General features: G+C 28.8%; 7 protein-coding genes. All 7 read left to right on the top strand.

Features of this window, described 5'->3' with window-relative positions:
• Positions 1–26 precede the first annotated feature (26 nt).
• Positions 27–764, top strand: coding sequence for a hypothetical protein (locus GGR97_RS14925; RefSeq protein WP_167899330.1), 738 nt, complete (start codon positions 27–29; stop codon positions 762–764).
• A 218-nt stretch (positions 765–982) separates the two neighbouring features.
• Positions 983–1,906: a PD-(D/E)XK nuclease family protein gene (locus GGR97_RS14920; RefSeq protein WP_167899329.1), complete on the top strand. Its 924-nt coding sequence runs from the start codon at positions 983–985 to the stop codon at positions 1,904–1,906.
• 114 nt (positions 1,907–2,020) lie between these two features.
• Positions 2,021–2,236, top strand: coding sequence for a hypothetical protein (locus tag GGR97_RS14915; RefSeq protein WP_167899328.1), 216 nt, complete (start codon positions 2,021–2,023; stop codon positions 2,234–2,236).
• Positions 2,237–3,181: 945 nt separating this feature from the next.
• Positions 3,182–3,910, top strand: coding sequence for an HNH endonuclease (locus GGR97_RS14910; protein WP_167899327.1), 729 nt, complete (start codon positions 3,182–3,184; stop codon positions 3,908–3,910).
• 1,020 nt (positions 3,911–4,930) lie between these two features.
• Positions 4,931–5,323: a helix-turn-helix domain-containing protein gene (locus GGR97_RS14905; protein ID WP_167899326.1), complete on the top strand. Its 393-nt coding sequence runs from the start codon at positions 4,931–4,933 to the stop codon at positions 5,321–5,323.
• Positions 5,257–6,186 carry an IS3 family transposase gene (locus GGR97_RS14900; RefSeq protein ID WP_167899331.1) on the top strand — a complete coding sequence of 310 codons (930 nt, stop codon included), beginning with the start codon at positions 5,257–5,259 and terminating at the stop codon, positions 6,184–6,186. The genes GGR97_RS14905 and GGR97_RS14900 overlap by 67 nt, the downstream gene beginning before the upstream one ends.
• Positions 6,187–6,226: 40 nt before the next feature.
• The gene (locus GGR97_RS14895; RefSeq protein WP_167899325.1) at positions 6,227–7,177 is read left to right on the top strand and encodes a hypothetical protein; all 951 of its coding nucleotides are present in this window, start codon (positions 6,227–6,229) and stop codon (positions 7,175–7,177) included.
• The last annotated feature ends 280 nt before the right edge of the window (positions 7,178–7,457 follow it).

Here is a 7,457-nt window from a genome sequence, read left to right as displayed (position 1 = left end):
TTCCCTAAGTTCTGTACTTTTAAACTATGTCAAATCAGTACGCTCGAAAAGGCTATGCCCCTTTCTCCCAAACTGATTTTTATACAAAACCGTTGGCAACAATTAAAATGAACAAAAAAGAAAAAGAAGAAGAATTAGACAATGATATAAAAACTGATTCTTATATAAATAAAGCTATGACTTTCAAAGTTCCTCAACATCTTGAAAAAAAAAACGTGGCTTATTACAGTATACTTCTTGATTTAGAAACTTGTGAAAAGGCTTTATCAGAGTTACAAAAAGAGAATAATGAAATTATAAGGACTTCATTATTTACGACTATAATAATTTTATATGGTAAATGTTTTACTGATAGTAGCTCAACAAATTCCCCAAAACTTGAACTAAGTTGCTTTGAAAGTTTAGAAAATTTAAAAAAACTTCATCTGAATTTAATGAGTATGAGGCATAACTTCGTTGCTCATAGAGGAAAAACGGAACACGAACTAGGTAAAGCATATTTTCAAATTTTTCCAAAGACAATGAAATGGGGTATAAAAGTTGGTTTACAAAGAAGATTTTGCTTTGAAAGTGAAGAAATACCAGAATATATTAAACTCATAGAATACTTGATGAAAATTACAATGGAAAAATACAGAAAAGTAGAAAAGAAAATAATGGAGCATATTATAACAAATTTTGATAATTTAAACTCTGAAAATGAAATTGAATTAATAAACGATATTGACTCAGAGTTAAAAGAATATGTTATGAAAATTAAATAAAAACTATTGCCAACACCGGCTAAACTTCATACGGGTTTAGTTCTAACTTCAAAGTTTTGTGTATATTTACTAGGTCGCCAAATCTTGTTGATTTGGCTTTGTGAAAACAAAAGAAACAAAACCAAACAAAAAGCTTCGGCTTAGTCCGTGTTCGAAAATCTTGTCGATTTTCCGCCCCGCACAAAGCCTAGCCAAAACCGTTACCTAACATTAAATGCATGACCTTAATAGAAAGTCTAAAGAAACTGCCTGAATTACAAAAAACTTATTTAGAAATTCTTGAAGTACATGACAAAGAAGTTCCTATAGCGAATTTACTAGCTTTCTTTTTTAGAAATAAGGAAGTACACGGCTTGGGAGATTTATTTATTAAATCATTGTTGAAAACTAAGATTTACGAATTAGACATTAAAAAATACCCTTACTCAACAGACACTTTGATTTCTCAAGGAAACACTGAAAAGGAACAACAATTAATGTTCAATTCAATTTCTAATGTAAAGGTTGAAACAGAAGTTAAAACCAGTAAAGACAAAGACAATAATAAAAGGATTGATATTTTAATCGACACAGATAAATTTGTTATATGTATTGAATTCAAGATTAATCATAAATTAAACAACCCTTTAGAAACATATAAACATCACATCGCTAAAACATATAAAGATAGTGACAAACAAATATTTTATATCGTCTTGACACCTTCAAAAAAAGTAGCATACGTATCTAATACTGAAAGTTATTTGGAAAAAAACAAAATTTTCAAACAAATGATTATTGGTCATTTTATAAAAAATATTCAAAACGAGTTACCTTCAAACTTTAAAGAATCTGAAAGTTTTAAATATTATAATGATTTTATTCAAACAATCCAAAATAGAGAAATCAGATATAAAAGAAGTTTATTACTTGAGAGAATTAATTCTTTTCTAATTAAAAATAGAATAAAAAGTAAATATCACAATGAGAATAAAGGAGGTTTTATACAAATAGATAAAATCAATTACTCATTAAAAATAAGAATTAAAAACAAAGAGTTTCAATTTGAAACATGGATTAAAAAAAAGGAAAAAATAATAAAAAGGCACTTAAATTTGGACACTAGTTTGGAAGAAATTCTCAGAAACGTAAATAATTTATAAAAGAAAACAAATTTTGGCTAACACTGTTAAAAATTAATTACTGACAAATATAGTACTTAAACAACGTAACTAACCTTATAAAAATGTCATGTGTAATGTTAAAAAACGAATAAAATGGACATACAAAATTCACTAAAAGACAAACATTCCTCTCTAATAAATGAGTTAATTAAAGATCTAAGAAAAGGTCTAGAAAATACACGTGAAATTAAAACAACATTGGTACTAATTCAAAAGTTCGATCCGGCAGTAGGAATTCGATCTGCTGAAAATCATCTTGAAAAATCTATTAAAGAATTGGAAAAAATTGTGCAGAAACACTACACCTAACAATATTTAAATAAAAAACGTTAGGTAACACCGTATAAAATTAATGTGGGTTTTTATCGTTTTCCCAAAGTTTTTGGCTTCTTTACAATGTCACTCATACTTATTTGATTATTTTTAAATCGATAAAGATAAAAACACTAAATAAGTATAAGTTTAGTGCTCGGCTGATAATCTAGCGATTATCAATCTCCCACACTAATCTTATACAAAACCGTTACCTTACATAGTCGAAAAAATTCCAAAAATAAAGTTTGGGAATCAGTGTGGGTAAACTTTAAAAGTCAATATTTCTAAGCTTTGAAACTTTTTCAATCATACGTGTTTAAATTTCCATGGCTTGTTGGTTCAGTAATTTTTCCTGAAATCTTTTCACGATAGTTTTCTAGAAGATAAATAGTTCTTAATTCTGCTGTTTAAGTAGCTCTGCTGAATTTTTAAAACTTTTGTATAAAAGTATATCACAAGATAAAAATGTACTTTAAAAACGCTGAAAATGAATTCGTAGCTACGTTGAATTTTGAGATTTTTGCTTACAAAATAGTTAGTCTTTTAATGAAAGGTTTTTATTCCTTGAAACTGAAAAAAGTAGCAACGCTGAATTTTGAAACTTCAAAAAACTTAAAAGATTTTTATATTAAATAAGAAATTAAAACTTCTCGATAATTAAAACCAGTAACAACGCTAATATTTCTATTTCCCGAAAAGTTCCAGTAAATAAAATACGATAAGGTAACACCGGCTAAAATTAATACGGGCTCCTGTCCTACTTCAAAGTTTTGTGTATATTTACAAAGTCCGCCAAATCTTGTTGATTTGGCTTTGTGAAACCAAAAGAAACAAATCCAAACAAAAAGCTTAGGCTCAGTCCGTTCTCGAAAATCTTGTCGATTTTCAATCCCGTACTAATCCTAGCCAAAACCGTTGTAAAATATAAAGAATAAAAAAATGGGATTTAGAGGAAAAGTTGTTGAAGATGCCCTAATATCTTGTGGAAGACATTGTTCACTATGTCATAAATTTTGTGGTACAAAAATGGAACTTCACCATATTAAACAAAGAAAAGATGGTGGAGAAGATTCTTTTGAAAACTGTATTCCACTATGCTTTGATTGTCATGCAGATGTTATGCAATACAATCCTGACCATCCTAAAGGTAAAAAATACACTCTTTCAGAATTAAAAAGACATAGAGACAACTGGTATGATAAAATAAAAAATAGTCAAGGAAATATATTACCAAATGGTAGTTACTTAGACCTAGATAAAAAAACATTTGAAAGACTACAAAATTTATTAGATAGCAAAGGCTTATTGTTTTTTATTAAAAGTAATGGTTTTATTAACGGTGCATTTCCTGATAAAATTTGTGAAGATATATATATTTACCAACAAGAATGTTTCCTCCCAGAATTTGAATTTATTGATACAGATCTTGAAGGAATGAGAGTCACTCTTACAGAACAATTAAGAGAATTAGATATATTAATTCAAAAACATACATTTGATGCAAGTACAAGAACTGAAAGCAGACAAAGTATCCCCAAAGAATGGTCTATAACTGAGCCTGAAAGATATATTAAAGCTATTAATGATTTTGAAAAATTAACTTTTATTATTGGAAAAAAGTATGATGAATTAATAAAACTAGGTAGAAGGAAACTTTACGCAAATTAAAATTACATTTTACAACACCGGCTAAACTTCATGCGGGTTTTGTGCAAACTTCAAAGTTTTGTGTATATATTTACTAAGTCGCCAAATCTTGTTGATTTGGCTTTGTGAAAACAAAAGAAACAAATCCAAACAAAAAGCTTCGGCTTAGTCCGTGTTCGAAAATCTTATCGATTTTCCGCCCCGCACAAAGCCTAGCCAAAACCGTTAGTTTAAACAACTACAAAAATTTCTGGTCGAAATTTACGCAGTTATTTAAATCGAACGGTATTTTAAGAGTTTGAAACCAGTGCTGACTCAAAAAAAATTAAAACGAAACATTTCTTTAAGCCGAAAAAAACACATTTTCTCTGTCTAAAAAGTAATTGAAAAAAATTCATTCTTTGAATAATTTTCTCTAGTCGATAATTATTTAATACTTGTGCTACGTGTTAAATTGTTCTTAGAAATAAATAATATTTATATCCTCAATTCTTTGATAAATTTATCATAACACGAAAATTAATGTCATTAAAGTTACGTTCTGAACTGTACGTAAAATCATTCAATAATTACTTTTTTAATTTTTTGAAAAACTTCATATAAACGAAAAATGGTGTCATAAAATTACGTGCTGAACTGTACGTAAAATCACTTCGTTGATAATTTGTCTTTAATCGATAAATATTTACAAGCAAAACGTTCAATTTATTGTAGCAACACGATTTTGAAACAGTTATTTAAATTAATGAATTTCATCAAATTGAAAACATTGAATTTACCGTTGCGGGGATTTTTGGAAAATTCTTCTCTCCTATTTATCATTTCTATCTGAAAAGTTGCATAAACTAACAACAGCTAAAAAACATAGCTAAGTTTGTGCTTTCCCAATGTCCGTGTTTTATTTATTTTGTGTAGTTTTAGTCTGAAAATTAATTGCTAGTTTACTCGCTACGTTTCCTAGCTAAAACCGTTGTGCAACATATGACAAAATGTAAAATCCTGAAATAGGTTGACTAAAAATTCACCAATAATTAGTCACTTATGGAAAGTCATCAAAAACAATACTGCCGAAAAAAAACGTACACCAAAGTAGGTTTTGAACTCAAATTATTCATCATTGACCAAATTCAAAATGGTCAAATTTCTACCAATTTTGCTGCTAAAAAATATAACGTTCCAAGATCCTCTATTGATTATTGGATTAAAAAATATTCTACCTTAGAACAAAAGAAAAAAGCAATGAGCAAACAAGACGAAATCAAAAAATTGAAAGAGAAAATTGAAGAGCTTGAATTCGTAAAAGATTTTCAACAAGACATCATCGCTAATATGGAACTCATCACTGGAGCCGAGTTGTCAAAAAAGTCATTGCCCAAAACATTAGCAGACGAGATTCAGAAAAAGAAACAAAACCGTTTAAAAGAAAATGGTTAACTCAATGTTTTGGGATTAGTAAACAAGCTTTCTATAAACGCTTGAAAATTCATCAAAAGCAACTACATAACGAACAGATTATCATCAAACTTGTAAAGGAGTGTCGTAACAAAATTGGACAGTTTTTAGGAGCTAAAAAACTATATCATGAACTCAATCCTGAGTTTAAAAACCTTGGAATTAAAATTGGAAGAGATAAGTTTTTTACACTTCTTAAAAACCATAAACTACTGATTAAGAGAAACAAAAACTATCATACAACCACCAATTCTAAACACATATTTTACAAATACAAAAACTTAATTAAAGACAAAGTACCTACCAGAGCCGAACAACTTTGGGTAACCGATATCACCTATATTAAAACCGACAAAGGACATGCATACCTGGCACTCGTTACAGATGCGTATTCTAAGCAAATTATGGGATATAAGATAGACAGCAACATGAAGACTGAACTATGCTTAGAAGCACTTAAAATGGCTATCAAAAACAGAAAGTATCTTAGTCAAAAAATCATTCATCACTCAGATAGAGGAATACAGTATTGTAATCCTACTTATACAAAGTTTGCCGAAGAGAATGGAATCATCATGAGTATGACCGAAAAATATGACCCTTACGAAAATGCAATTGCAGAAAGAATTAACAGAACTTTAAAATATGAATATGGTCTAAAACATGTCATAAAAAATCTTAAATTAGCAAAAACGATCACTAAAAAAGCGGTCGATATTTATAACAATCTTCGTCCACATTGTAGTCTTGATTTATGCACTCCGCAACACGTGCACTTAAATCAAAATATAAACTACAAATCGTACCGAAGAAATAAAAACAAACTGGAATTGTTAACCCTTTAAATACACAAAAAAAGGTCAACCTATTTCAGGACGATACACTATGATAAAAGATAACGAATTAGAATTTTTACAGTTTCACTATTATTTGAATAATGAAGAACACTCAATGGATGCAAGAATCCATAATAAAGTAGAATCTCATTTAATCAAAATTATAGAAGAAATATCTTTTAACCTAGGTATTGAATTTTCAATTGAAGTTCAGGCATTGGAAGAAGGTGGAGTTATTTCAAACTACAAATTGAAAAAAGCTCTAATTGGTGGAAGTTTATACTTATCTGGAATTCTTACAACTGTATTAGGAAGTACTATTGCTCATAAAATAAATAGCGATAGTGAAATGGATAATCTCCTAAAAAAACAAGCAATTGCCCATACAGAACATGAAATAGCTGAAACCGAAAGAGCTAAGGCTGAAACTGAAAAAATACGATTAGAAATTCAAAAACTAAAAAACGAAAAAAACAAAGAACTTGAAATATCTCAAGACTCTATTAAATTAATCTCTTTACATATAGCGTCTCAAAACAAAGTAATAATTACTAAATCCAATTTATTTAGACATCTTTCACAAGAAAGTAAAGTAGATAAGATATCGACACAGAGTTTAAACAAAGACTTTCAACCTATTAAAGAAGAGAAAATAATAAAACGCTCAGATTTTATAAAACACATAGTAAATGACGTCAAAGTAGATGCAAAATATGAGAGTCAAATCGAATTAGAAATTGTTTCTCCAGTTTTATTAAATAATCGAATGAATTGGAAAGCTATTTACAATGATGAATTAATCACTTTTTCTCTAAAAGATAAACAGTTTAGAAATTTAATTGTTTCAAAAAATCTTCAATTTTCTACAGGAACTAAACTTCTATGTGACCTCGAAATAAAAAGAAAAATTAATCACAAAGGTGAAATTGTAAATATGGGAAAATCAGTTTATAGTGTAACACAAATTATCTATACAGACGGAGATGTAATTGACCTATAATCAGTTTACAACACCGGCTAAAGTTAATGTGGGCTTCCCTCCTTTCCCGAAGTTTGGTGTATATTTGCGAAGACCGCTAAATCCAAATTGATTTAGCTTTTCAATCAAAAAAATAAAACTAAAAATTTGGCTTCAGCTTAGTGTCAATTCCGAAAATCCTCGATTTTCTACACCCACACTAACCATAGCCAAAACCGTTGGCAAATATTTTCGAGCGAGATTTTTTGAAATATTTTTTTTGTAAATTTGCTGTATGAGTAAAAAAGAAGACATACAAAAT

Source organism: Wenyingzhuangia aestuarii, from assembly GCF_011927765.1.
Taxonomy (GTDB): domain Bacteria; phylum Bacteroidota; class Bacteroidia; order Flavobacteriales; family Flavobacteriaceae; genus Wenyingzhuangia; species Wenyingzhuangia aestuarii.
Note: the sequence above shows the minus strand (reverse complement) of the source record. Positions and strands in the feature narration are given on the sequence as shown.

What these genes read in the sequence shown, in the direction of transcription:
- GGR97_RS14925 (WP_167899330.1), top strand. Translation starts at nt 27, where the DNA reads ATGTCAAATCAGTACGCTCGAAAAGGCTATGCCCCTTTCTCCCAAACT.
- GGR97_RS14920 (WP_167899329.1), top strand. Translation starts at nt 983, where the DNA reads ATGACCTTAATAGAAAGTCTAAAGAAACTGCCTGAATTACAAAAAACT.
- GGR97_RS14915 (WP_167899328.1), top strand. Translation starts at nt 2,021, where the DNA reads ATGGACATACAAAATTCACTAAAAGACAAACATTCCTCTCTAATAAAT.
- GGR97_RS14910 (WP_167899327.1), top strand. Translation starts at nt 3,182, where the DNA reads ATGGGATTTAGAGGAAAAGTTGTTGAAGATGCCCTAATATCTTGTGGA.
- GGR97_RS14905 (WP_167899326.1), top strand. Translation starts at nt 4,931, where the DNA reads ATGGAAAGTCATCAAAAACAATACTGCCGAAAAAAAACGTACACCAAA.
- GGR97_RS14895 (WP_167899325.1), top strand. Translation starts at nt 6,227, where the DNA reads ATGATAAAAGATAACGAATTAGAATTTTTACAGTTTCACTATTATTTG.